This window comes from Pseudomonas sp. LBUM1678 (assembly GCF_059695575.1).
In genome coordinates this window covers 4,442,177-4,465,152 of record NZ_CP166775.1, presented here as the reverse complement: position 1 = coordinate 4,465,152, position 22,976 = coordinate 4,442,177, and the positions used below count along the sequence as shown (strand labels likewise).

Sequence of the window (22,976 nt, the reverse complement as noted above, 5' to 3'; positions counted from 1 at the left end):
TTTAACAGTCTGGCGCCTTTTTTGTTTTAGCGGTTCGAGTGTTAAGCGGCTGCATGTCCTGGGTCGCAGGGGCGGGGTGTTTCGTCGTATTTATGTTTCTCGATGATGCCGCGCCACCCGCCGACCTTGCTCGCAAGATCGGCTGTCAGGGAGATGATTGGCAGTTCTTCTATATATAGAAGGATTGGTGCAGAGCCTTGGCATGACTGGCTGTATTTGCTAACAGGGCGAGGCGCAACCGTTTGTCCCTCGCCTATAAATTGCCTGCTGCTTTTTTACCCGTTTTCAGTAGGGTGACTTCTTGAGTTTGACCCACTAGAATGCATGCCCTTGATTCTGGGGTCGGAAACGGCCGGCTAACGTCTGTGCAACGAGGAATATCCATGCAAGTTTCTGTTGAAAATACTTCTGCTCTTGAGCGCCGCATGAGCATCACCGTGCCGGCTGAGCGCATCGAGACTCAGGTCAACAAGCGTCTGCAGCAGACTGCCCAAAAGGCCAAGATTGCTGGCTTCCGTCCAGGCAAAGTGCCAATGAGCGAAATCAAGCGCCGTTTCGGTGCTGATGCGCGTCAGGAAGCCGTAGGCGATGTGATCCAGTCTTCCTTCTACGAAGCTGTTGTCGAGCAGAAGCTGAATCCGGCTGGCGCTCCTTCGATCGAGCCTAAATCGATGGAAGCCGGCAAAGATCTGGAATACGTCGCTATCTTCGAAGTGTTCCCTGAGTTCACCGTTGCTGGCTTCGACGGTATCACCGTAGAGCGCCTGAGCGCTGACGTGGCTGATGCCGATCTGGACAAGATGCTGGACGTCCTGCGCAAGCAGAACACCCGTTTCGAAGTGGCCGATCGCGCTGCTCAGAACGACGACCAACTGAACATCGATTTCGTTGGCAAGGTTGACGGCGAAGTGTTCGCTGGCGGTTCCGCCAAAGGTACTCAGCTGGTTCTGGGTTCCGGTCGTATGATTCCTGGCTTCGAAGACGGTCTGGTTGGCGCTAAAGCTGGCGAAGAGCGTGTTCTGAACCTGACCTTCCCTGAGGACTATCAGAACCTCGACCTGGCCGGCAAAACTGCTGAGTTCACCGTTACCGTGAACACTGTTTCCGAGCCAAAACTGCCAGAGCTGAACGAAGAGTTCTTCGCGCAATTCGGCATCAAGGAAACAGGTCTGGAAGGCTTCCGCACCGAAGTTCGCAAGAACATGGAGCGCGAGCTGCGTCAGGCGATCAAATCCAAGGTCAAGAATCAGGTAATGGACGGTCTGCTGGCCACCAACCCGATCGAAGTGCCTAAGGCTCTGCTGTCCAACGAAGTTGACCGTCTGCGCGTGCAGGCTGTTCAGCAGTTCGGTGGCAACATCAAGCCTGACCAACTGCCGGCCGAGCTGTTCGAAGAACAAGCCAAGCGCCGCGTTGTGCTGGGTCTGATCGTGGCTGAAGTGGTCAAGCAATTCGACCTCAAGCCTGACGAAGCCCGCGTTCGCGAAATGATTCAGGAAATGGCTTCGGCCTACCAAGAGCCTGAGCAGGTTGTGTCCTGGTACTACAAGAACGACCAGCAACTGAACGAAGTCCGTTCGGTTGTGCTGGAAGAACAAGTTGTGGATACTGTTCTGCAGAAGGCTAACGTGACCGACAAATCGGTCTCTTACGAAGAAGCAGTCAAGCCGGTAGAAGCTCCACAAGCCGACTGATAGCTTTTTGCGGTAAGAAGTAATCACCATAAGCCAGCCTTCGTGCTGGCTTATGCGTATTCAAGACATAACTATTTGGGAGTGACTGCAGAGCATGTTCCGTAATTCGTATATTCAGCAGAACTCTGATATCCAGGCCGCAGGCGGCCTGGTCCCGATGGTTGTCGAGCAGTCCGCTCGTGGCGAGCGCGCCTACGACATCTACTCGCGTCTTCTCAAGGAGCGAGTGATCTTTCTGGTTGGCCCGGTAGAGGACTACATGGCTAACCTGATTTGTGCGCAACTGCTGTTCCTTGAAGCGGAAAACCCGGACAAGGACATCCATCTCTATATCAACTCCCCGGGCGGTTCGGTGACAGCGGGCATGTCGATCTACGACACCATGCAGTTCATCAAACCCAACGTATCGACCACCTGTATCGGTCAGGCGTGCAGCATGGGCGCGTTTCTACTGACAGCCGGTGCCCCTGGCAAGCGTTTCTGCCTGCCGAACTCACGCGTGATGATTCACCAGCCACTGGGCGGTTTCCAGGGGCAGGCGTCGGATATCGAAATCCATGCCAAGGAAATCCTCTTCATTCGTGAGCGTCTCAACACGCTGATGGCCAAGCACAGCGGGCACACTCTTGAAGAGATCGAGCGTGATACCAACCGCGATAACTTCATGAGTGCAGAAGCCGCGCGTGAGTACGGGTTGATCGATGAAGTGATCAGCCAGCGCCCCGCTTAAAATAAGCAGCTCAAAATAGGGTTGGTCGGCTGGTCCGATCACCTGCGGGCTTGAAAAAGCCCGCAATAGCCTTCATCTTGTGTTGCAAGCCTATCGGATTTGGATCGAACGAATGACTGACACCCGCAACGGCGAGGACAACGGCAAGCTGCTCTATTGCTCCTTCTGTGGCAAAAGCCAGCATGAAGTGCGCAAATTGATTGCCGGCCCCTCGGTCTTTATCTGCGACGAGTGCGTCGACCTGTGCAATGACATCATCCGTGAGGAGGTGCAGGAAGCCCAGGCCGAAAGCAGCGCGCATAAATTGCCTTCGCCTAAAGAAATCAGCGGCATCCTTGATCAGTACGTAATTGGTCAGGAGCGTGCGAAAAAGGTTCTGGCCGTAGCGGTGTACAACCACTACAAGCGTCTGAACCAGCGCGACAAAAAGAATGACGACGTCGAACTCGGCAAAAGCAACATCTTGCTGATCGGCCCGACAGGCTCGGGTAAAACCCTGCTGGCCGAAACACTGGCCCGCTTGCTGAACGTTCCGTTCACCATCGCCGACGCAACCACCCTCACCGAGGCGGGTTACGTGGGTGAAGATGTCGAGAACATCATTCAGAAGCTGTTGCAGAAGTGCGATTACGATGTGGAAAAAGCCCAGATGGGCATTGTCTACATCGATGAGATCGACAAGATCTCGCGCAAGTCCGACAACCCGTCGATCACCCGGGACGTTTCCGGTGAAGGCGTGCAGCAGGCCCTGCTCAAGTTGATCGAAGGTACGGTCGCTTCCGTTCCGCCTCAAGGTGGTCGCAAGCATCCGCAGCAGGAATTCCTTCAGGTCGACACCCGTAACATCCTGTTCATCTGCGGCGGTGCATTCTCCGGTCTGGAAAAGGTTATTCAAAACCGTTCCACCAAGGGCGGCATTGGTTTCAACGCGGAAGTACGCAGCAAGGAAGAAGGCAAGAAAGTCGGTGAATCCCTGCGTGAAGTCGAGCCTGACGATCTGGTCAAGTTCGGTCTGATCCCGGAATTCGTCGGTCGTCTGCCGGTCCTTGCTACGCTGGACGAGCTTGATGAAGCTGCGTTGATGCAGATTCTCACCGAGCCGAAAAATGCTCTGACCAAGCAGTATGCCAAGCTGTTCGAGATGGAAGGCGTGGACCTGGAATTCCGGGCCGACGCACTGAAATCGGTCGCCAAACGTGCCCTGGAACGCAAGACCGGTGCCCGTGGACTGCGTTCGATTCTCGAAGGTGTATTGCTCGACACTATGTATGAAATCCCCTCGCAGTCCGAGGTGAGTAAAGTAGTGATCGATGAAAGCGTTATAGAAGGCAAGTCCAAGCCACTGTATATCTACGAAAACAGTGAGCCTGCTGCCAAGGCTGCGCCAGACGCTTAAGCGTCAGGCAGCTGGAACAAAGAAGGGGCCTTCGGGCCCCTTTGCTTTTGTGGGAGCTGGCCTGCCAGCGATGGCGGCCTGACAGCTGACCATTTTCTCAAGCTTCTTCAGGCTGCGATCTTTTACTTGCCCTTATCTGCTTGTTTTTTTCTAAACAAGCCCCCATCTTGGTTTCAAGCTTACTTCCATCTGTTTACGGCCTTATGGCCGCCGTAGAGGCGAAATCATGAAGACAACCATCGAATTGCCTCTCCTGCCATTGCGTGATGTTGTGGTTTATCCGCACATGGTTATCCCGCTGTTCGTGGGGCGCGAGAAATCCATCGAAGCCCTCGAGGCCGCGATGACGGGCGACAAGCAGATCCTTCTGCTGGCTCAGAGAAACCCTGCTGACGACGATCCCGGTGAAGATGCACTTTATCGCGTAGGTACAATTGCGACCGTTCTGCAGCTGCTCAAGCTGCCTGACGGCACCGTCAAGGTTCTGGTCGAAGGCGAGCAGCGGGGCGCCGTGGAGCGCTTCAGCGAAGTGGACGGCCACTGCCGTGCCGAAGTCTCGTTGATCGACGAAGTCGACGCGCCTGAGCGTGAGTCGGAAGTGTTTGTTCGCAGCCTGTTGGCTCAGTTCGAACAATATGTGCAGCTGGGCAAGAAAGTCCCGGCTGAAGTCCTGTCGTCGCTCAACAGCATCGACGAGCCAGGTCGCCTGGTCGACACCATGGCCGCCCACATGGCCCTGAAGATCGAGCAGAAGCAGGAAATCCTCGAAATCATCGATTTGTCGGCCCGGGTCGAGCACGTCCTGGCGTTGCTGGATGCCGAGATCGATCTGCTGCAAGTCGAAAAACGCATTCGCGGTCGTGTCAAAAAACAAATGGAGCGCAGCCAGCGCGAGTACTACCTGAATGAGCAGATGAAGGCCATTCAGAAAGAGCTCGGCGACAGCGACGAAGGCCACAACGAAATTGAAGAGCTGAAAAAGCGCATCGATGCCGCGGGCCTGCCGAAAGATGCCTTGGCCAAAGCTCAGGGTGAACTGAACAAGCTGAAACAAATGTCGCCAATGTCCGCGGAAGCGACGGTGGTGCGTTCGTACATCGACTGGCTGGTTCAAGTGCCGTGGAAGGCTCAGAGCAAAGTGCGTCTGGACCTTGCGCGCGCAGAAGACATCCTCGATGCAGACCACTACGGTCTGGAAGAAGTCAAAGAGCGGATCCTCGAATACCTCGCCGTGCAAAAGCGCGTGAAGAAAATTCGCGGGCCGGTGTTGTGCCTGGTCGGTCCTCCGGGGGTGGGTAAAACCTCTCTGGCGGAGTCGATCGCTCACGCCACCAACCGCAAATTCGTCCGTATGGCCCTTGGTGGCGTGCGTGATGAAGCGGAGATCCGCGGTCATCGCCGGACTTACATCGGTTCGATGCCGGGAAGATTGATTCAAAAGATGACAAAGGTGGGCGTCCGCAACCCGCTGTTCCTGCTCGATGAAATCGACAAAATGGGCAGCGACATGCGTGGCGATCCGGCGTCGGCGTTGCTGGAAGTGCTCGATCCTGAGCAGAACCACAACTTCAACGATCACTATCTGGAAGTCGACTACGACCTGTCCGATGTGATGTTCCTTTGCACCTCGAACTCCATGAATATTCCGCCGGCGCTGCTCGACCGGATGGAAGTGATTCGTCTGCCGGGTTACACCGAAGACGAGAAGATCAACATCGCCGTCAAATACCTTTCGCCAAAGCAGATTACGGCCAACGGTTTGAAGAAAGGCGAGCTGGAATTTGACGCCGAAGCGATCCGCGACATCATCCGCTACTACACCCGCGAAGCCGGTGTACGTGGGCTGGAGCGCCAGATTGCCAAGGTTTGCCGCAAGGCGGTCAAAGAGCATGCACTGGAAAAACGCTTCTCGGTGAAGGTCACTGCCGAGATGCTGGAACACTTCCTGGGTGTGCGCAAATTCCGCTACGGCCTGGCCGAATCGCAGGATCAGATCGGTCAGGTGACCGGGCTGGCCTGGACTCAGGTGGGTGGCGAATTGCTGACCATCGAAGCCGCTGTCGTGCCGGGTAAAGGCCAGTTGATCAAGACCGGTTCGTTGGGCGATGTGATGGTCGAATCGATCACCGCTGCGTTGACCGTTGTCCGCAGCCGCGCGAAGAGCCTGGGGATTCCCCTGGACTTCCACGAGAAGCGCGACACGCACATCCACATGCCGGAAGGGGCGACCCCGAAAGACGGCCCTAGCGCCGGCGTAGGCATGTGCACGGCCCTGGTGTCGGCATTGACCGGGATCCCGGTGCGTGCAGACGTCGCGATGACAGGCGAAATCACCTTGCGTGGTCAGGTGCTGGCGATCGGCGGTTTGAAGGAAAAACTGCTGGCTGCTCACCGCGGCGGGATCAAGACAGTGATCATTCCTGAAGAGAACGTACGCGATCTGAAGGAAATTCCTGACAATATCAAGCAAGATCTGCAGATTAAACCCGTTAAATGGATTGACGAGGTCCTGCAAATTGCGCTGCAATACGCGCCGGAGCCGCTGCCTGATGTGGTTCCAGAGATAGTTGCAAAGGATGAAAAACGCGAGTCTGACTCTAAGGAAAGAATTAGCACGCATTAGTACGCATTTGCCTGGGTGGCTTGTTGACAGCTTTTTAGAGCCCTTGTTATAAAGCGGCTCTTAAGTGTCTGTAGGCCATTCAGCACTCGTTTTTGCTTTCACCAAAAAACTTAGAATCATACTCAAATAGATATAAGGGGACTTAGAGTGAACAAGTCGGAACTGATTGATGCTATCGCTGCATCCGCTGATATCCCGAAAGCTGCTGCTGGCCGTGCGCTGGACGCTGTAATCGAATCCGTCACTGGCGCTCTCAAGGCTGGCGACTCTGTTGTTCTGGTTGGTTTCGGTACGTTCTCCGTCACCGATCGTCCAGCTCGCATTGGTCGTAACCCACAGACCGGTAAAACGCTGGAAATCGCTGCAGCCAAAAAACCAGGTTTCAAAGCCGGTAAAGCCCTGAAAGAAGCTGTCAACTAAGTTCGTTTCAGGTTTTTGCCTATCCGGGTCGGGGTCATGCCTGACCTGGCAGCGGAGCGGTAGTCCAGTCGGCAAGTTGCCGGTCCGAGACACCGAGGGTCGCAAGTTCGAACCCTTGGTCCGCTCCGCCAGTTACGAGAAGGCGCATCCTCGGATGCGCCTTTCTTCTATCCGGATTCTACCCACGCTCCACGGTTGCCTAATTTTGAAGTTCAACCGTTTCTGGGGGACGCATGCTGCAGAATATCAGGGACAATTCACAAGGCTGGATTGCCAAGACCATTATCGGGGTCATCGTTGCACTGATGGCTTTGACCGGTTTCGACGCCATTTTTCAGGCCACGACCAGTCGTAATGACGCGGCCAAGGTCAACGGCGAAGAAATCAGCCAGAACGAGCTGAGCCAGGCGGTTGATATGCAACGCCGTCAGCTTATGCAACAGCTGGGCAAGGATTTCGACGCCTCCTTGCTCGACGAAAAAATGCTGCGCGAATCGGCCCTCAAAGGCTTGATCGACCGCAAACTGCTGCTGCAAGGCGCAGAGGAATCGAAATTCGCTTTCTCCGAAGCGGCTTTGGACCAAGTGATCCTGCAAACGCCTGAATTCCAGGTCGATGGCAAGTTCAGTCCTGAGCGTTTCGACCAAGTGATTCGTCAACTCGGCTACAGCCGCATGCAGTTCCGCCAGATGCTGGCTCAGGAAATGCTGATCGGTCAGCTGCGCGCTGGCCTGGCCGGTAGCGGTTTCGTCACCGACGCACAGGTTCTGGCTTTCGCCCGTCTGGAAAAACAGACCCGCGATTTCGCTTCCCTGAACGTCAAGGTTGACCCGGCAGCGGTGAAGCTGACCGACGATGAGGTCAAGGCCTACTACGACGAGCACGCCAAGGAATTCATGACGCCGGATCAGGTCGTCATCGATTACCTGGAATTGAAGAAGTCTTCCTTCTTTGATCAGGTCGCCGTGAAGGACGAAGACCTGCAAGCGGCGTATCAGAAGGAAATCGCGAACCTGTCCGAACAACGCCGGGCTGCGCACATTCTGATCGAAGTGAACGATAAGATGACCGAGGCGCAAGCCAAGGCCAAGATCGAAGACATCCAGGCACGTCTGGCCAAAGGCGAGAAATTCGAGGCACTGGCCAAGGAATTCTCCCAGGACCCAGGTTCGGCGAACAATGGCGGTGACTTGGGCTACGCAGGCCCTGGTGTCTACGATCCAGCGTTCGAAACAGCGCTGTATGCGTTGGCCAAGGATCAAGTGTCGGCGCCGGTTCGCACCGACTTCGGTTTCCACCTGATCAAACTGTTGGGCGTTGAAGCACCGGAAGTTCCGACGCTTGCCAGCCTGAAAGACAAGCTGACCCGTGAGCTGAAAACTCAGCAGGTCGAGCAGCGTTTCGTCGAGGCAACCAAGCAACTGGAAGACTCCTCGTTCGAATCTTCCGATCTGGCTCAGCCGGCGCAAGACCTGAAGCTGACTGTTCACACCTCCAAGCCGTTTGGCCGTGAGGGTGGCGAGGGTGTTTCGGCTAACCGTGCCGTGATCACTGCTGCGTTCAGTCCTGAAGTGCTGGATGAAGGTGCCAACAGCACCGCCATCGAGCTGGACCCGGAAACCGTGATCGTGCTGCGCGCCAAGGAGCACCTGAAGCCTGCGCAACTGCCGCTTGAAAGCGTGAATGCCAGCATTCGTGCGCAATTGGCCAAGGAGCACGCCAGTGCTGCCGCCAAGACCAAGGCTGATGAGCTGATCGCCAGCCTGCGCGATGGCAAGACTCCGCTGAACAAGGCGATCGACGGTCAAAGCTGGAAAGTGACTGAAGCCGCTACTCGCGCTCAGGAAGGGATTGATCCAACTGTGCTGCAAGCACTGTTCCGTATGCCGAAGCCTGCCGCCAAGGACAAGCCGACCTTCAGCAGCGTGACCCTGGCCGATGGTAGCCTGGTGATCGTGCGTCTGAACGGCGTGAACGAAGCCGCAGCGCCGACCGACGAAGAGAAGGCTCAGTACCGTCGCTTCCTCGCCTCGCGCATCGGCCAGCAGGACTTTGCGGCCTACCGCAAACAGCTGGAAAGCCAGGCCGAGATCAAGCGTTTCTGATACTCGACTGAGTTACCGCTACACAAAGACCCCGGCCGAAACGCCGGGGTTTTTTATGCGTGCGATTCCTGGCGGGATGCGATCAAAGGGATCCTTTGCTGTAGCCCCGAACGGGACTTTTTCCCGTAACTGACAGTCAGTAGACTTGTAAACGTTTTAAGACACTAATCGATGCTCCGCTAAGCATCGATCTGTTGCACAATACGCCCCGGATCGTTTTCCTCAGGATGTTCAATGTTTAAATCAATTCCCATGCGTGTTGCCGGGCTGGCGCTGATGCTGGCCACTGCTGCCGGCTGCTCGTCGAAGAAAGCCCCCATCTATGAGCATGAGAACTTCGATGACTCCGGGACGTTTTCGCGCAATTACCCGGTGACGGATGCGCAGACCTGCGAAGCCGCCCGCCGGGCGTTGCTCAGCCAGGGCTACATCATCACCAGCGCCGACCCGAAACTGGTCAGCGGGCACAAAAGCTTCCAGCAGACCGGCGAGACCCACATGGAGATCAGCTTCAGTGTGGTCTGTGCCGATGATGGCAGTGAAGGGCATCATGCGACCATGTTCGCCAACGCCCTGCAGGATCGCTATGCACTGAAGAAGACCAACAACTCCGCCAGCGTGGGTGTGGGTGTGCTGGGTTCGGTGTCGATGCCAATCGGTTCGTCCGACGATTCGATGGTCAAGGTTGCCAGCGAAACCGTTTCGTCGGCCAAGTTCTATGAGCGTTTCTTTGCGCTGGTGGAGTTGTTCCTGCCGCCGGAAGCGAAGAAGGCTGCGCACATCACCGAAAAACCTAAAACCGACCTGGGCATGCCTGAAGTCAAGGCTGCTCCGGCGCCTTTGGCGCCGACGCCGGCTGTTGAGCCAGCGCCCGCTCCGGCGGCTGAACCTGCACCTGCACCTGCGGCCTCCGAACCTGTCGCACCGCCGCCAGAGACAGCGCCGATTACCCCGACCGAAAACACCGAGCCGGCTCCTGCCGCAGAAACCGTCACGCCACCGGCTCAATCGAATCTGCCGCCACCGACAGAGCCGATTCCGGCGATGCCTGTCTCTAGCCAGTAATTCGCACATGACGTACCGGGATCGGTTCAGACCACACCGATCCCGTCATGGTTTTAAATTGATCCGCGTCAACCCGGGCTGTCTTCCTACAGCCTCTATCGAAAAAATCCTGTGATAAATTCCTGACCGCCTGCTACGTTTTATAAGTAGCCGCTGAACGGCGTGCCTGCGTCATTTTTCTTTCACGCGGGCACTTTATGCTCAGGGCGTTGGTCATTTATTCAGGCATTTTTTAAACGAGCGGTAGGGGGATTTCACGATGGACGATTATCAAGAAGAGCTGCTTGAGTATCAGGCGTTTGAACTGGACCCGTTGGAGCCAGCGGAAGACGCTACTGAGCTGTAGGTATCACGCGGATTGGCGATGACTGCGGCGAAACTCGCCGGGCGTCTGGCCATTCCAGCGTTTGAACGCTCGCTGGAAGGCTTCGGCTGAGGCAAAACCCAGCAAGTAGGCGATTTCACCGAACGCCAGTTCAGTGTCGCGAATGTAGGTCATGGCCAGGTCGCGGCGAGTGTCGTTGAGAATGGCGCGAAATTGCGTGCCTTCCTCGGCGAGTTTGCGACGCAAGGTCCAGGTCGGCAGTTTCAGGCGTGCCGCCACTTCTTCCAGGTCGGGTTCCCGGCCACCATTGAGTAATGGCCCCAGCAGCTGAGTGATGCGTTCACGCAGGCTGCGGGTGCGTGTCAGTTGCTCCAGTTCCCGTTCACAAAGTTGCAGCAAGTGTCGCCAGGTACTCGGGCAGTGCTCCGGGTTGCGCTGGGCGAGGCTGGCCAGACTCAGGCGCAGTTGATTGTGTTCGGCGCCGAACTGAATCGGACAATCGCCCAGTACCGCATACGCCTCACGGTAATCCGGCTCGCAGAACTCGATCTCGATCCGCTCGGCGCGAAGCGGGTCAGGGCTCATGCTGGACAATTGGTGCAGCCACCCGGCGATGATCGAGTCCACCACGAAACGGTTGTAGGCGTTGTAAGGGCTGATGGAGTAAAACCGCAGCCATGCGCCCTGAGCATCTTCGTGGAAACTCGACTGGCCACGGTAGTTGGAGCCATACAAGGCTTCAAACCGGATCAGGCAGCGCGCCGCTTCTCGAACCGTCGGCGCCTGAGCGGCGGTGACCCCCGCCAGGCCGGCCTGACTCAGGCGACTGAGCTGGCCCATGCGCAAACCCAGTGCCGGGTCGTCGGTGAGTTGAATGGCACCGTGGCCCAGGCGCATGTAACGCGGGATCGACAACCGAGCTCCCGCTTCGGCCAGGCGCGCTGCATCGAGGCCGTATTGCTCAAGCAACGGTTGCGGATCCACGCCATGGCTGCGCACGGCGTCGGCCAGGCTATGAACAAAGCCCACCGACAGATCCCCTAGGCGCATCGGCAGCGGTTTCATGGCTTACAACCAGAGGTTCAGCAACCGCGCGCCACGGGCATTGCCGTCGGCGAACTGTTGCCCGTTGTTGCTGAGAAAACTTTGACCCGCGCTGCCCTTGTCCCAGAACTGACCGCGCAGGAACACGCTCATACCGGCAATCGCCTGACTGCTGGGCGGTTGGCCGGTCAGTGTCAGACGATGCCAGGCCTGGCCTTCACTGAGCTCACCGGCCTTGAGACTGACCGAGCCAGGCGTCGACAAACCCTTGTAACCGCGCCACGGCTTTTCCCAGGTGTCGCGGCCGACGACATACGCGGGAACCGCCACCAGATGGGCGCCTTGGGCATCGAGTTTGCGATAGTTGTCCGGGTACCAGCTGTCGCTGCCGATCAGTATGCCCAGGCGTCCGGCCGGCGTGTCGACGACGTTGAGCGTGTGCTCGCCGTTGGCTTGGATAACGTCTTGTTCAGCAAACACCGGATGCATCTGGCGTTGCGGCTGGCCGACCGGCAGCCCGTCGCGACCGAACACCACGCTGCTGTTGTACAACGCGCCGTGACCGACTTTCAGCGTACCGTCGATGATGCTCGGCTCGGGCAACACAATAGTGCCGGCGACCAGGGTCACGTGGAACTCCTTCGCCAGCCCCCCGAACAGTGCCTGATAATCCTTGGCCATGCCTTTGGCCTTCATCCGCAAGTGGGCGTCGTCGAGACGACTGTCGCCCTTGGCGCTGATCAGCGCGCGGACGAACTGCAGAGGATTGCTCACCGCCAGCCAATTCATCGCTTCCTTCAGCGTGGTCGCCTGGTACAGCTCGTCTTTCTCGCCGCTGACCATCAGCCAGGTGCCGATGTGTTCAGGCAGCACGACGATGGTTTTTTCATTCAGCAAGCCCTGGTCCTGGGCCTTCTGCAAATAGGCGGCGAGCTTGCGGTGCAGGCGTTCGGGGCTTTGATAGTCGGTGGGGAACAGCTCGGGCTGGATGCCCAGCAGATTGCCGCGATCAGCGGGTGTGCCTTGATCGACCGCGAGATTGATCCGCAGGTCCGACAGGTAATGACCCACCGGACGGTCCGCGGCCCACATGGCGTAGGTCGTCAGGGCGGCAATCAATGCCATGGAGAAAGTCAGGTACAGAAGTTTGCGCATGGGGAAACAGTCAACAGCCGTGTGCAGGGTTGCGACTAGGGTAGGGCCCATGCCGGCGCTTGCCAAGGGGCGCTGCACATTTGGATCAATAAGTTGTCAGTTTCGGTCATTGAGTGACAGGGGCGCGACTCTTAGTCTGTCCAACATGACTGACGGGAGCCGAAGAGCTCCTGCATTTTTTCCGTGATCGCTCGATGTGGAGTTACAAATGGCCGCCGCTCATTACCCGCACCTGTTGGCCCCGCTGGACCTGGGTTTTACCACGCTGCGCAACCGTACCTTGATGGGGTCGATGCACACCGGTCTTGAGGAGAAACCCGGCGGTTTCGAACGCATGGCGGCATACTTCGCCGAACGTGCTCGCGGCGGTGTTGGCCTTATGGTCACCGGCGGCATTGGCCCGAACGATGAGGGCGGGGTGTATTCCGGCGCAGCCAAACTGACCACCGAGGAAGAAGCGCTCAAGCACCAGATCGTGACCCGCGCGGTGCACGAGGCGGGCGGTAAGATCTGCATGCAGATCCTCCACGCCGGCCGTTATGCCTACAGTCCGAAACAGGTCGCGCCGAGTGCCATTCAGGCGCCGATCAACCCGTTCAAGCCTAAAGAGCTGGACGAGGAAGGCATCGAGAAACAAATCAGCGATTTCGTCACCTGCTCGACCCTGGCGCAAAAAGCCGAGTACGACGGCGTCGAAATCATGGGCTCGGAAGGTTATTTCATTAACCAGTTCCTTGCCGCCCACACCAACCACCGCACCGACCGTTGGGGCGGCAGCTACGAAAACCGTATGCGCCTGCCGGTGGAAATCGTTCGTCGCGTGCGTGAAGCCACAGGCCCGAACTTCATCATCATTTTCCGCCTGTCGATGCTCGACCTGGTGGAAGGCGGCAGCACCTGGGAAGAAATCGTGACCCTGGCCAAAGCCATCGAGCAGGCCGGCGCGACCATCATCAACACCGGCATTGGCTGGCACGAAGCGCGGATTCCGACCATCGCCACCAAAGTGCCGCGTGCGGCGTTCAGCAAAGTCACGGCCAAGCTGCGCGGTTCGGTGAGCATTCCGCTGATCACCACCAACCGCATCAACACCCCGGAAGTGGCCGAGCAGATTCTGGCCGATGGCGATGCCGACATGGTGTCCATGGCGCGGCCGTTCCTCGCCGATCCGGATTTCGTCAACAAGGCGGCCGCTGGCCGTGGCGATGAAATCAACACCTGCATCGGTTGCAACCAGGCGTGCCTGGATCACACCTTCGGCGGCAAGTTGACCAGTTGCCTGGTGAACCCGCGCGCGTGCCATGAAACCGAGCTCAACTACCTGCCGGTCCAGCAGATCAAGAAAATTGCCGTGGTCGGTGCCGGTCCTGCGGGCCTGTCCGCTGCCACTGTGGCGGCCGAGCGGGGTCACGCGGTGACGCTGTTTGATTCGGCCAGCGAAATTGGCGGTCAGTTCAACATTGCCAAGCGTGTACCGGGCAAGGAAGAGTTCTTCGAAACCCTGCGCTATTTCAACCGCAAGTTGCAGACCACCAACGTCGAGGTGTGCCTGAACACCCGTGTCGACGTGGCAAAACTGGTTGAGGGCGGCTACGACGAAATCATCCTGGCCACCGGCATCGCCCCAAGAACCCCGGCGATTCCCGGCGTTGAAAACGCCAAGGTGTTGAGCTACCTGGACGTGATCCTGGAGCGTAAACCGGTGGGCAAGCGTGTGGCGGTGATTGGCGCGGGTGGTATCGGTTTCGACGTGTCGGAATTCCTCGTTCACCAAGGCGTGGCCACCAGTCAGGACCGCGAAGCGTTCTGGAAGGAATGGGGCATTGATACGCATCTGGAAGCGCGTGGCGGTGTTGCCGGCATCAAGGCTGAGCCGCATGCACCGGCTCGCGAAGTGTTCCTGCTGCAACGCAAGAAATCCAAGGTCGGTGACGGCCTGGGCAAGACCACCGGCTGGATTCATCGCACCGGTCTGAAGAACAAGCAGGTGCAGATGCTCAACAGCGTTGAGTACCTGAAGATCGACGACGAAGGCCTGCACATCCGCATCGGCGAAACCGGTGAGCCGCAGGTGCTGCCGGTGGACAACATTGTGATTTGTGCCGGGCAGGATCCGCTGCGTGAGTTGCAGGAGGGTTTGGTGGCAGCGGGGCAGAACGTGCATTTGATCGGCGGCGCGGACGTGGCGGCGGAGCTGGATGCCAAGCGGGCGATCAATCAGGGTTCGCGGCTGGCTGCTGAGTTGTAAATTACACAACCTTGTGGCGAGGGAGCTTGCTCCCGCTGGAGGCCGAAGGACTCCCTCTATCAGTGATCGTGTTGTGTCAGATTAATCACTATCGCCGGTTTTGCGGTTGCTGCGCAACCGAGCGGGAGCAAGCTCCCTCGCCACAAATTGGCTGCTAAGATGCCGGCTCTTTACCTAGAGCCGGCATCGATGCTTCTCCCTCCCAACAACTGGCTCCCCCAAGCCCCACTCGAACCCCTTCACCTCGACTGGCTCACCTCGGCCAGCATCGAAGTCGCCATCCTGCGCCTCGACCAGATCGACCCACTGATCAGCGGCAACAAGTGGTTCAAACTCATCGAACACCTCAAAGCGGCTGACCAAAACGGTGCCCAGGGCATCATCAGCCTTGGCGGTGCGCATTCCAATCACCTGCACGCACTGGCAGCCGCCGGCAAACGCTTCAATTTCAAAACAGTCGGCCTGCTGCGCGGTCATCCGCAGGAAACGCCGACGGTGAAGGACCTGCAAGCGTTCGGCATGCACTTGCACTGGTTGGGTTATGGCGGTTATCGAGCGCGACACGAACCGGGTTTCTGGCAGCCATGGCAGGCGCAATATCCCGACCTGCATCCGGTGCCGGAAGGTGGCGGCGGATTGAGAGGTGCGCGGGGTTGCATGCAGTTGAAGGCCATGGTCCTCGGTCAACTGGGCAACCTCGGTTGGAGCGATCACGACGGTTGGTGGCTGGCCTGCGGAACCGGCACAACCCTGGCAGGGTTGGCGCTGGCCGAGGCGGGCGAGCGTATGGTGTACGGCGCGCTGGCGGTGCCCGACGATCATGGCGTGGCACAGCAGGTTGAATCGATTGTACGAGAGGCAGGTTTGCAGGAACCGGCTTATGAGCTGTTCGACGCCAGCCGTGGTGGCTTTGCCAAAGTCGATCCGCTGTTACTCGACTTCATCGACCAGACCGAACAGGCCACGGGTATTCCCCTCGAACCGCTGTACACCGGCAAAGCACTGCTGATGCTCAAGCAGCAAGTCGAGGCTGGAAGATTCAACAAGGGTACCCGCCTGATCTTCATCCATACCGGCGGCTTGCAGGGGCGCCGGGGATTTCGATAAGCACGCGATCCCTGTAGCAGCTGGCGAAGCCTGCGTTCGGCTGCGCAGCAGTCGTAAAATCAGTCAACGCGGTGCATCAGGTGAACCGAGGCGGCTGGATTCACGACTGCTGCGCAGCCGAACGCAGGCTTCGCCAGCTGCTACAGAACCGAGTTCACCCACGCTTGGGCATCATCCGCAGCAGCGTGTTATCGCCCACCACATAGTGGTGATAAATTCCCGCCACCGCATGCAGGCCGATCAGCCAATAGCCGAGGGTGCCACCCAGCACATGCCAGCCCTCTATTTGCTTGGCCAGTGCCTTGTCCTCCGAGACCAGCAACGGCAGATCAAAGCCGTAAAACATCACCTGATGCCCCTTGGCGCTGGTCACCAGCCATCCGAGAATCGGCATCGCGATCATGAAAATGTACAGCGCCCAGTGCATCAATTTGGCGAGCACCGTCTGCCACTGAGGCGAGGCCGGGAAAATCTGTGGCGCCGGGCCCAGGCTGCGAGCGAACAGCCGCAACCAGACCAATACAAACACCGTCAATCCGAGCATGAAGTGCGATTCGGTGATCAGCGTGCGGCCGCCACTGCCTTTTGGAAAGACTCCGCGAAATTCGATACAGGCGTAAACCAGCGCCAGCAAAACCAGCATCAACCAATGCAGCGCGATCGACACGGTGCTGTAGCGTGAGTCGGAATTCTTCCAGGGCATACGGTGTTCCTCACAGGTCGGTCGAGCCCACCGTTCTTGTTCGCCGGTGTGCTTTAACTGTAAGCCCGTTGTGTTCTTTTTGCTTGAGTCGGGTCCGTCTTTTTTCGCAAAGAGTTGTCATTATTTTGCGCACTTTGCCTCAGCATTGCCGTCACAACATGGCCTCGTCGCTCCAATGGTTACAAGTCGCAGATTACGAGTGCTGGTGAAAGCAGTTTGAAGTGGAGTGTAACTGTTTGTTGTTCATGTTTTGTATTTAGGAGAATTTTGCGGGGTTGAATAAGTTGGTTATTGTCTGGCGATAAAGTTTGTCAGGAAGACAAACTAATAAGGCTCGTATTGGTCGAGCGACTAAAAGGGATTTGTATGATTGCGAAAGTCAAAAGTGGAAACAGGATCCATGTCGGTGCGGTAAAAAAGATGATGGCTAAACCACCGGTATCCAAACCCAAGCCAGCGACCAAACCACCTGTTTCCAAGCCGCCGGTCAAACCACCGGTTACGGTGAAACCACCGGTCAAACCGACAGTGCCCGTAAAGCCGCCGGTTAAACCGCCAGTTGGGATAAAGCCTCCGGTCAAACCGGCATTGCCGCCGGGGAAGGCGCCAATCAAGCCTTCCAGGCCAGTGGGGGCTGTCCGGCCGCCGCTGCAGTGGCCAACCTTCAACATCAACATTGACCCGATTGCCCTTGTTAACCTGCTCAATACCCTCGGCAACATTAAAAACACTGACGGGACAACCTCCTTGCCAGATGGCAGCCTGATCAGTGCAGATCAATCCTCGGTCAAGCACCCGGACGGCATTGTCCAGCACGCTGATGGACGGGTTGAATACCCGGATGGTCGAATCGTCTGGCCAGACGAGACAGTTGAATATCCCGATGGTCGCCTGGTATGGAAAGACGGGACTGAACAATATCCCGATGGCAGTGTGAAGTATGCAGATGGTTCGATGTTTGATGCCGAGGGCAACCAGATTAACGCGTAACACCGTATTGTTTGGTCCCGGGCAGCCTGAAGAATAAGTAGTAACGGATTGCCGTGAATCGCGATTGATCGTTTAAATAAAAACGCCGTTGTCTTGTATGCAAGACAACGGCGTTGTGTTTTCGGTACTCGCGATTATGAGGTTTGCGGCATCTCGCCCTTGGCCAGACGCTTATTGATGTCGGCGATCACTTGCGGCAAATCAGTGATGGTGTCGATCATGTAGTGCGGCCGCGAGCCTTCAAACATTGCGTGGATACGTTTGCGTTCACTGGCGAGTTCATCACTGCCGAGGGCGCGGAAGCCTTCGTAGTCCAGACCCAGCGCGTTACCGGAGCAGATCAGCGCGACGGTCCACATGCCGGCGCGACGACCTTCGAGAATGCCCGGCACGGTGTCATCGATCTTCACGCAAGCCGCGACGTCGTCGATGCCCAGCGCAATCACGTTGGCCAGTGCCTGTGCTGGCCATGGGCGGCCGTTAGGCACTTCGTCGGTGGCGACCACGTGATCGGCCACGTAACCGTTGGTGGCGGCCAGTTCGACCACCTTGTCCATGACCTGTTTCGGGTAACCGGAGCAGGAGCCGATCTTGATCCCTTGCTGACGCAGGTTGGCGATGGTGTCGAGTGCGCCCGGAATCAGTGCCGAATGCTCGGCGATTTTCTCGATTTGCAGCGGCATGAAACGTTTGTAGATGGCGGTGACGTCATCATCAGTCGGCGTGCGGCCGAACACGGCACGATAACGCTCGGCGACTTCCGGCTGATCGCACAGGGTGCGGATGTGGTCCCACTTGCCCATGCCCATCGGCCCGCGGGCCTCTTCGATGGAGACCTGGACGTCGAACTCGGCGAAGGCTTCGACAAAAATCTGCGTCGGCGCGAAGGAGCCGAAGTCGACCACGGTGCCGGCCCAGTCGAGGATGGCGGCCTGGAGTTTGGTTGGGTTTGCGTAATTCATGTCTTAAATTCCTTTGTAGGAGCGAGGCTTGCCCGCGAAGAACGATGACTAGGTTTGACTGACAGACCGCGTCGTCTGTGTTCGCGGGCAAGCCTCGCTCCTACAGGATCAGCGGCGTCTGCTCATTCAGATTTCGAGGACTTCCATCTCGCGCAGCACTTCGGCCACTGCCGCCACGGCCGCGTGCATCTCGGCCTGGTTGACGTGTCCGATGCAGCCGACGCGGAAGGTGTCGACCTGGGTCAATTTGCCGGGGTAGAGGATGAAACCCTTGGCCTTGACGCGTTCGTAGAACTCCTTGAACTGGTACCGCGGATCTTTCGGCGCGTGGAAAGTGACGATGATCGGCGCCTGAATCGCGGCGGGCAGGAAGCTGCGCAAACCCAGTTTGGCCATGTCATCGAGCAGCACCTGGCAATTGTTGGCGTAGCGCTGATGCCGCGCCGGCAAACCACCTTCTTCGTTGTATTGCAGCAGGGCTTCGTGCAGCGCGGCGACCACATGGGTCGGCGGCGTGAAGCGCCATTGGCCGGTCTTGGCCATGTAAGTGTGCTGGTCGTACAAATCCATTGCCAGGGAGTGAGAGTTGCCGGCTGCGTTGGCCAGCGCGTCTTTGCGAGCGAAGACGAAACCCATGCCCGGTACGCCTTCCAGGCATTTGCCCGATGCGGCGATCAGCGCGTCGAAGGGCACCTGTTGTGCGTCGATCGGCAACGCGCCGAAGGAGCTCATGGCGTCGATGATCAGGCGTTTGCCGTGTTGCGCGATGACGTGGGCGATTTCCGGCAGCGGGTTGAGGATACCGGTGCTGGTTTCGCAGTGAATCAGCGCGACGTGGGTGATGCTCGCATCGGCCTGCAACAGACGATCAACGTCGGCGGCGGTGGTCGGTTCGTCTTCGGCGGTTTCGAAGGTGCTGAACGGGCGGCCGAGCACTTCGCAGATTTTTGCCAGGCGTTTGCCGTAGGCGCCATTGATCAGCACCAGCACTTTGCCGTCGCGGGGCACCAGGGTGCCGATCGCCGCTTCGGCCGCGAAGGTGCCGCTGCCTTGCAGAGGCACGCAGTGGTGGCTGTCGCCGCCGTTGAGGATCGCCAGCAATTGCTCGCACAGGCTGGCGGTCAGTTGATTGAAGCGGTCATCCCATGAACCCCAGTCGACCATCATTGCCTGACGGGTGCGGGCCGATGTGGTCAGTGGGCCGGGGGTGAGCAGGATTGGCTCGGCAGTGCTCATTCTTGTGTCCTCGCAAAAGCTCTGTGTGGGATGAAGCTACGGGACATAAATTGCAATTTCGGGTGCTATCAATCAAATTGTTTGTTGTTATGCCAGCCATCAGTGAGAGTTATTCATGAACCTGTTCCAGCTTCGAGCCTTTGACGCCGTGGCCCGCGAAGGCAGCTTCACCCGCGCGGCCGAGCGGCTGTTCATCAGCCAACCGGCGGTCACCGGGCACATCAAGGCCCTGGAGGAGCATTACCAGATCACCTTGCTGCGCCGCACCGCGCGACGAGTGGAGCTGACGGAGGAGGGCACCAAACTGGCGGCGATCACCCGGGCGATGTTCGGCCTGGCCGAGGAAGCGCAGGTGCTGCTGGAAGCGAATCGACAATTGCTGACCGGGCGTCTCGAAGTGGCGGCGGACGGGCCGCACATGGTGATGCCGATGCTGGCCAGTTTGCGCGCGCGATATCCGGGGATCACCGTGAATTTGCGCTTGGGCAATGCTCAGGAAACGCTGGCGGCGTTGTTGTCAGAGCATGCCGACGTGGCGGTGCTGACTGAAGTCGAGCCGCGCAAAGGGCTGCATCTGCAAGCGTTGAACGAATCACGGATTTGCGCGCTGGTGCCTGAAAGCCATCCGTGGGCCAAGGCGTCCGAGGGCGTAAAGCTCACGGAGCTGGATCAGATGATCATGGTGTTGCGTGAACCGAGTTCGATTACCCGACGCACGTTCGATGAGGCTTGCGCGATGGCGTCGGTCAATCCCAGGGTGTTGCTGGAGCTGGACAGTCGCGAGGCGGTGACCGAGGCCGTGGCGGCGGAGTTGGGCGTTGGGGTGGTGTCATCGGTGGAAGTCAGTCATGACCCGCGGGTGGCGGCGGTGCCAATTCTGGGTGAAGGATTGGTCAATCGGCACATGATCGGGTGCATGGAACGGCGGCGGGATTTGCGTTTGATTCGGGCGTTTTTCGAGTTGGCGCCCGTCAGGTAAACCGAGGCGTCTGCATCGCGAGCAGGCTCACTCCCACAGGGATGTATGTTGGCCGCAGATCTTACGTACGACGCAAAACCTGTGGGAGATTCTATGTTGCCCGGCAACCCTGAATTCTCAGGCTGACAGGTATTCGCTCTGATTTTTCATCAGGGCAAATGCCACCCGACAGAGCTTTCGGGCCAAGGCGACCAAAGCCTGGGTTTTCGAGAAGCCTCTAGCCAGGTATGCCTCGTAAAACGGCTTCCATTTAGACGAGCGACACGCCGCCATTGCGGCGTTGTAAGCCAAACGACGAACCTCCGGATCTCCTTTTTTGGTCAGGTACCGCCGCCCATTCTTCTTGCCGGAATCGTCGACTGCCAAGTCCATTCCCAGGAATGCGATGAACGCATCGCTGTTCGCAAAATCGCCCCGCATAAAAGTCGTCGCTAACCCCGTTGCGGTCAGCTCCCCAACGCCTTCTATGGCTTTGCAGCGATCAATATTCGCCTCAATCCCTGCCTCTTTGCTGACCTTGCGCAGCAGTTTCTGAATAGCCTGATCCGCTTGCTTGAATGCCTTCTGCTGAGCGGCCTGCACTTTCTTCAACAAGGGTTCATTGGCCCAACTCAACATCAGCCCAGCATGGTTCTGGATCAGCGTTGCACGTCTATGGAGAAGGCTTTTCAGTGAGCTGTAGGCCTTGGGTGGCGGGCTCCAGACCCGCAGTTTGGTTTGTTCATTCTCCAAGTAACGCGCCAGCAAACGCGCATCGCAGGGATCATTCTTGGCTCGTTGTCCGACGCCACGGCGGTAATGACTTACCCGATAAGCGTCCACCACGTAGACCTGATGACCCATTTCATGAGCCAACTCAACCGTGTCCAGGTGGTAAATGTTGGTGGCTTCAACGGCGATAGCGCTTTGGGCGGGCAGGGTTTTAAGCCAACGTTTAAGGGTGGTTCGATCGTTCTTGATGTCTTGAATGATTTGCAGGTCGGTGCGATAGACAGCAATTTGGGCCTTGGCGATATCGATACCAACAACCGTCTGCGAAGTAAGGATTGTCATGACAAATCCTCGGAGCTAGGGTTTAAGTGCTTGTTGGGGTCTACCGTTGCGCTGGCTTGTCTCTATCGTCGGTTTACCGATGAATTCCTTATCGGCGCTTTGGGTAGAAGGGGCGGGACGAGAAGTCTCCCACGGTCTGTACTGGTCAGAGTCAGAATCGAGTCTGTAGTCCCGCCCACCCCTTCAAGTCTAAACATACAAGCGAGCCTGCTCGCGATGAGGCCGGACCTGCCTAAGCAAGGCTCTCGCGAACCATCTCCAGAAACGTCGCCACCACCCGCCGCGAACTCTGTTCGCGCAAGCACACCAGCGTCTCCGTCAATCGCCGTGTGCAATCCGTAATCGGCAACGCACACACCCGGGAATCCGCGCCGAACTCGGCGGCGGACACCACACCAACGCCGATCCCCACGACCACCGCCTCACGCGCCGCTTCCCGGCCTTCAACCTGAATCGCCGGGCGAATGGAAAACCCGGCTTGAGCCATTTCCTCTTCCAGTGTCTGGCGCGTCACCGAACCGATTTCCCGCAGCACCAGCGGCGTGTCGTGCAAATCCGCCAGACAGATCGATTCGCGATCCGCCCACGGGTGATTGCGAGACACGAAGGCCACCATCGGGTCATTGCGCAGCGGCAGCGAGATCAGCCGCTCGTCACTCACCTCCCGGCCCAGCAGCGCCAGGTCGGCCTGATAGTTGAACAGGCGAAACAGCGATTCGTCGGTGTTGCCGGTTTCGATCTTCACGCTGATGCCGGGGTAGCGCTCACAGAAGCGCGCAATCTGCGGCAGCACATGCACCGGCGCATCCACCGCGAGAATCAGGCTGCCGGTCTGCAAGGCCCTGGAGTCATGCAAAAGCTCCTGCGCCTCGGCCTCTATGACGAACAACCGCTGGGTAATGCTCAACAAGCGCTCGCCCAGATCCGTCAGGCGCACCGAGCGTTTGTTGCGGTGAAACAGCAACACCCCGAAGCGTTCTTCGAGCTTGCGCACTTGGTCTGAAATCGCCGGTTGCGTGAGAAAAAGCCGTTCGGCAGCTTTGGTAAAGCTTCCGTGGACGGCCACGGCATGGAAGGCTTTGAGTTGGGCGTGGGAAACCGACATCGAAACCTCCAGTAACAAGCTGAGCTTATATTGGAA

At 57.9% G+C, this 22,976-nt stretch carries 18 protein-coding genes and 1 tRNA gene; 12 read left to right on the top strand and 7 right to left on the bottom strand.

Features of this window, described 5'->3' with window-relative positions; translation table 11 throughout:
• Positions 1 to 383 precede the first annotated feature (383 nt).
• From tig to ACA070_RS20275, 8 genes are all read left to right on the top strand, one after another.
• On the top strand, positions 384 to 1,694 hold the full coding sequence (gene tig / locus ACA070_RS20310) for a trigger factor (protein ID WP_497448078.1): 1,311 nt from the start codon (positions 384 to 386) through the stop codon (positions 1,692 to 1,694).
• A 94-nt stretch (positions 1,695 to 1,788) separates the two neighbouring features.
• Positions 1,789 to 2,424 carry an ATP-dependent Clp endopeptidase proteolytic subunit ClpP gene (gene clpP / locus ACA070_RS20305; RefSeq protein ID WP_054053844.1) on the top strand — a complete coding sequence of 212 codons (636 nt, stop codon included), beginning with the start codon at positions 1,789 to 1,791 and terminating at the stop codon, positions 2,422 to 2,424.
• Positions 2,425 to 2,536: 112 nt separating this feature from the next.
• A complete protein-coding gene (gene clpX / locus ACA070_RS20300; protein ID WP_007946893.1) occupies positions 2,537 to 3,820 on the top strand; it encodes an ATP-dependent Clp protease ATP-binding subunit ClpX in 1,284 nt (427 codons plus the stop codon).
• A gap of 226 nt (positions 3,821 to 4,046) precedes the next feature.
• A complete protein-coding gene (lon, locus tag ACA070_RS20295; RefSeq protein ID WP_010458711.1) occupies positions 4,047 to 6,443 on the top strand; it encodes an endopeptidase La in 2,397 nt (798 codons plus the stop codon).
• Between the two features lie 147 nt (positions 6,444 to 6,590).
• Complete coding sequence (locus ACA070_RS20290) at positions 6,591 to 6,863, top strand: HU family DNA-binding protein (protein WP_002552737.1); 273 nt, start codon at positions 6,591 to 6,593, stop codon at positions 6,861 to 6,863.
• Between the two features lie 53 nt (positions 6,864 to 6,916).
• Positions 6,917 to 6,994: transfer RNA gene (locus tag ACA070_RS20285), tRNA-Leu, on the top strand.
• Positions 6,995 to 7,096: 102 nt separating this feature from the next.
• A complete protein-coding gene (locus ACA070_RS20280) occupies positions 7,097 to 8,968 on the top strand; it encodes a SurA N-terminal domain-containing protein (RefSeq protein ID WP_497448077.1) in 1,872 nt (623 codons plus the stop codon).
• A gap of 234 nt (positions 8,969 to 9,202) precedes the next feature.
• Entirely contained in the window at positions 9,203 to 10,033 is an 831-nt protein-coding gene (locus tag ACA070_RS20275) for a DUF2242 domain-containing protein (protein ID WP_497448076.1), read from the top strand.
• Positions 10,034 to 10,382: 349 nt separating this feature from the next.
• On the opposite strand, the gene ACA070_RS20270 is transcribed toward ACA070_RS20275, so the two are convergent.
• Positions 10,383 to 11,423, bottom strand: coding sequence for an AraC family transcriptional regulator (locus ACA070_RS20270; RefSeq protein ID WP_497448075.1), 1,041 nt, complete (start codon positions 11,421 to 11,423; stop codon positions 10,383 to 10,385).
• A 3-nt stretch (positions 11,424 to 11,426) separates the two neighbouring features.
• A complete protein-coding gene (locus tag ACA070_RS20265; RefSeq protein ID WP_497448074.1) occupies positions 11,427 to 12,557 on the bottom strand; it encodes a carbon-nitrogen hydrolase family protein in 1,131 nt (376 codons plus the stop codon).
• A 208-nt stretch (positions 12,558 to 12,765) separates the two neighbouring features.
• Here ACA070_RS20265 and ACA070_RS20260 point away from each other — a divergent pair, with 208 nt between their 5' ends.
• A complete protein-coding gene (locus ACA070_RS20260) occupies positions 12,766 to 14,805 on the top strand; it encodes an oxidoreductase (protein ID WP_497448073.1) in 2,040 nt (679 codons plus the stop codon).
• Positions 14,806 to 14,994: 189 nt separating this feature from the next.
• Positions 14,995 to 15,912 (top strand): 1-aminocyclopropane-1-carboxylate deaminase/D-cysteine desulfhydrase, encoded by a 918-nt coding sequence (locus tag ACA070_RS20255; protein WP_497448072.1) that lies wholly within the window; start codon positions 14,995 to 14,997, stop codon positions 15,910 to 15,912.
• Positions 15,913 to 16,066: 154 nt separating this feature from the next.
• On the opposite strand, the gene ACA070_RS20250 is transcribed toward ACA070_RS20255, so the two are convergent.
• Complete coding sequence (locus tag ACA070_RS20250) at positions 16,067 to 16,615, bottom strand: cytochrome b (RefSeq protein ID WP_497448071.1); 549 nt, start codon at positions 16,613 to 16,615, stop codon at positions 16,067 to 16,069.
• A gap of 366 nt (positions 16,616 to 16,981) precedes the next feature.
• On the opposite strand from ACA070_RS20250, the gene ACA070_RS20245 reads away from it, so the two are divergent.
• Positions 16,982 to 17,605 (top strand): hypothetical protein, encoded by a 624-nt coding sequence (locus ACA070_RS20245; protein WP_497448070.1) that lies wholly within the window; start codon positions 16,982 to 16,984, stop codon positions 17,603 to 17,605.
• Positions 17,606 to 17,739: 134 nt separating this feature from the next.
• Here the strand turns inward: ACA070_RS20245 and phnX are convergent, their stop codons facing one another.
• Together phnX and ACA070_RS20235 are read right to left on the bottom strand one after the other, a co-directional pair.
• Complete coding sequence (gene phnX / locus ACA070_RS20240) at positions 17,740 to 18,567, bottom strand: phosphonoacetaldehyde hydrolase (RefSeq protein ID WP_497448069.1); 828 nt, start codon at positions 18,565 to 18,567, stop codon at positions 17,740 to 17,742.
• Positions 18,568 to 18,693: 126 nt separating this feature from the next.
• Entirely contained in the window at positions 18,694 to 19,803 is a 1,110-nt protein-coding gene (locus ACA070_RS20235; RefSeq protein WP_497448068.1) for a 2-aminoethylphosphonate--pyruvate transaminase, read from the bottom strand.
• 115 nt (positions 19,804 to 19,918) lie between these two features.
• Here ACA070_RS20235 and ACA070_RS20230 point away from each other — a divergent pair, with 115 nt between their 5' ends.
• Complete coding sequence (locus tag ACA070_RS20230; protein WP_497448067.1) at positions 19,919 to 20,782, top strand: LysR substrate-binding domain-containing protein; 864 nt, start codon at positions 19,919 to 19,921, stop codon at positions 20,780 to 20,782.
• Positions 20,783 to 20,899: 117 nt separating this feature from the next.
• On the opposite strand, the gene ACA070_RS20225 is transcribed toward ACA070_RS20230, so the two are convergent.
• Together ACA070_RS20225 and ACA070_RS20220 are read right to left on the bottom strand one after the other, a co-directional pair.
• On the bottom strand, positions 20,900 to 21,835 hold the full coding sequence (locus ACA070_RS20225) for an IS110 family transposase (RefSeq protein WP_497447458.1): 936 nt from the start codon (positions 21,833 to 21,835) through the stop codon (positions 20,900 to 20,902).
• 232 nt (positions 21,836 to 22,067) lie between these two features.
• Entirely contained in the window at positions 22,068 to 22,940 is an 873-nt protein-coding gene (locus tag ACA070_RS20220; RefSeq protein WP_497448066.1) for a LysR family transcriptional regulator, read from the bottom strand.
• Positions 22,941 to 22,976 lie beyond the last annotated feature (36 nt).

Excerpts from the sequence above, each read along its gene's own strand:
- lon (WP_010458711.1), top strand. The coding sequence starts at position 4,047 with ATGAAGACAACCATCGAATTGCCTCTCCTGCCATTGCGTGATGTTGTG.
- tig (WP_497448078.1), top strand. The coding sequence starts at position 384 with ATGCAAGTTTCTGTTGAAAATACTTCTGCTCTTGAGCGCCGCATGAGC.
- ACA070_RS20220 (WP_497448066.1), bottom strand. The coding sequence starts at position 22,940 with ATGTCGGTTTCCCACGCCCAACTCAAAGCCTTCCATGCCGTGGCCGTC.
- ACA070_RS20235 (WP_497448068.1), bottom strand. The coding sequence starts at position 19,803 with ATGAGCACTGCCGAGCCAATCCTGCTCACCCCCGGCCCACTGACCACA.
- ACA070_RS20225 (WP_497447458.1), bottom strand. The coding sequence starts at position 21,835 with ATGACAATCCTTACTTCGCAGACGGTTGTTGGTATCGATATCGCCAAG.
- ACA070_RS20265 (WP_497448074.1), bottom strand. The coding sequence starts at position 12,557 with ATGCGCAAACTTCTGTACCTGACTTTCTCCATGGCATTGATTGCCGCC.
- ACA070_RS20280 (WP_497448077.1), top strand. The coding sequence starts at position 7,097 with ATGCTGCAGAATATCAGGGACAATTCACAAGGCTGGATTGCCAAGACC.
- ACA070_RS20245 (WP_497448070.1), top strand. The coding sequence starts at position 16,982 with ATGATTGCGAAAGTCAAAAGTGGAAACAGGATCCATGTCGGTGCGGTA.
- ACA070_RS20260 (WP_497448073.1), top strand. The coding sequence starts at position 12,766 with ATGGCCGCCGCTCATTACCCGCACCTGTTGGCCCCGCTGGACCTGGGT.
- clpX (WP_007946893.1), top strand. The coding sequence starts at position 2,537 with ATGACTGACACCCGCAACGGCGAGGACAACGGCAAGCTGCTCTATTGC.
- ACA070_RS20250 (WP_497448071.1), bottom strand. The coding sequence starts at position 16,615 with ATGCCCTGGAAGAATTCCGACTCACGCTACAGCACCGTGTCGATCGCG.
- ACA070_RS20270 (WP_497448075.1), bottom strand. The coding sequence starts at position 11,423 with ATGAAACCGCTGCCGATGCGCCTAGGGGATCTGTCGGTGGGCTTTGTT.
- phnX (WP_497448069.1), bottom strand. The coding sequence starts at position 18,567 with ATGAATTACGCAAACCCAACCAAACTCCAGGCCGCCATCCTCGACTGG.
- ACA070_RS20230 (WP_497448067.1), top strand. The coding sequence starts at position 19,919 with ATGAACCTGTTCCAGCTTCGAGCCTTTGACGCCGTGGCCCGCGAAGGC.
- ACA070_RS20255 (WP_497448072.1), top strand. The coding sequence starts at position 14,995 with ATGCTTCTCCCTCCCAACAACTGGCTCCCCCAAGCCCCACTCGAACCC.
- clpP (WP_054053844.1), top strand. The coding sequence starts at position 1,789 with ATGTTCCGTAATTCGTATATTCAGCAGAACTCTGATATCCAGGCCGCA.
- ACA070_RS20275 (WP_497448076.1), top strand. The coding sequence starts at position 9,203 with ATGTTTAAATCAATTCCCATGCGTGTTGCCGGGCTGGCGCTGATGCTG.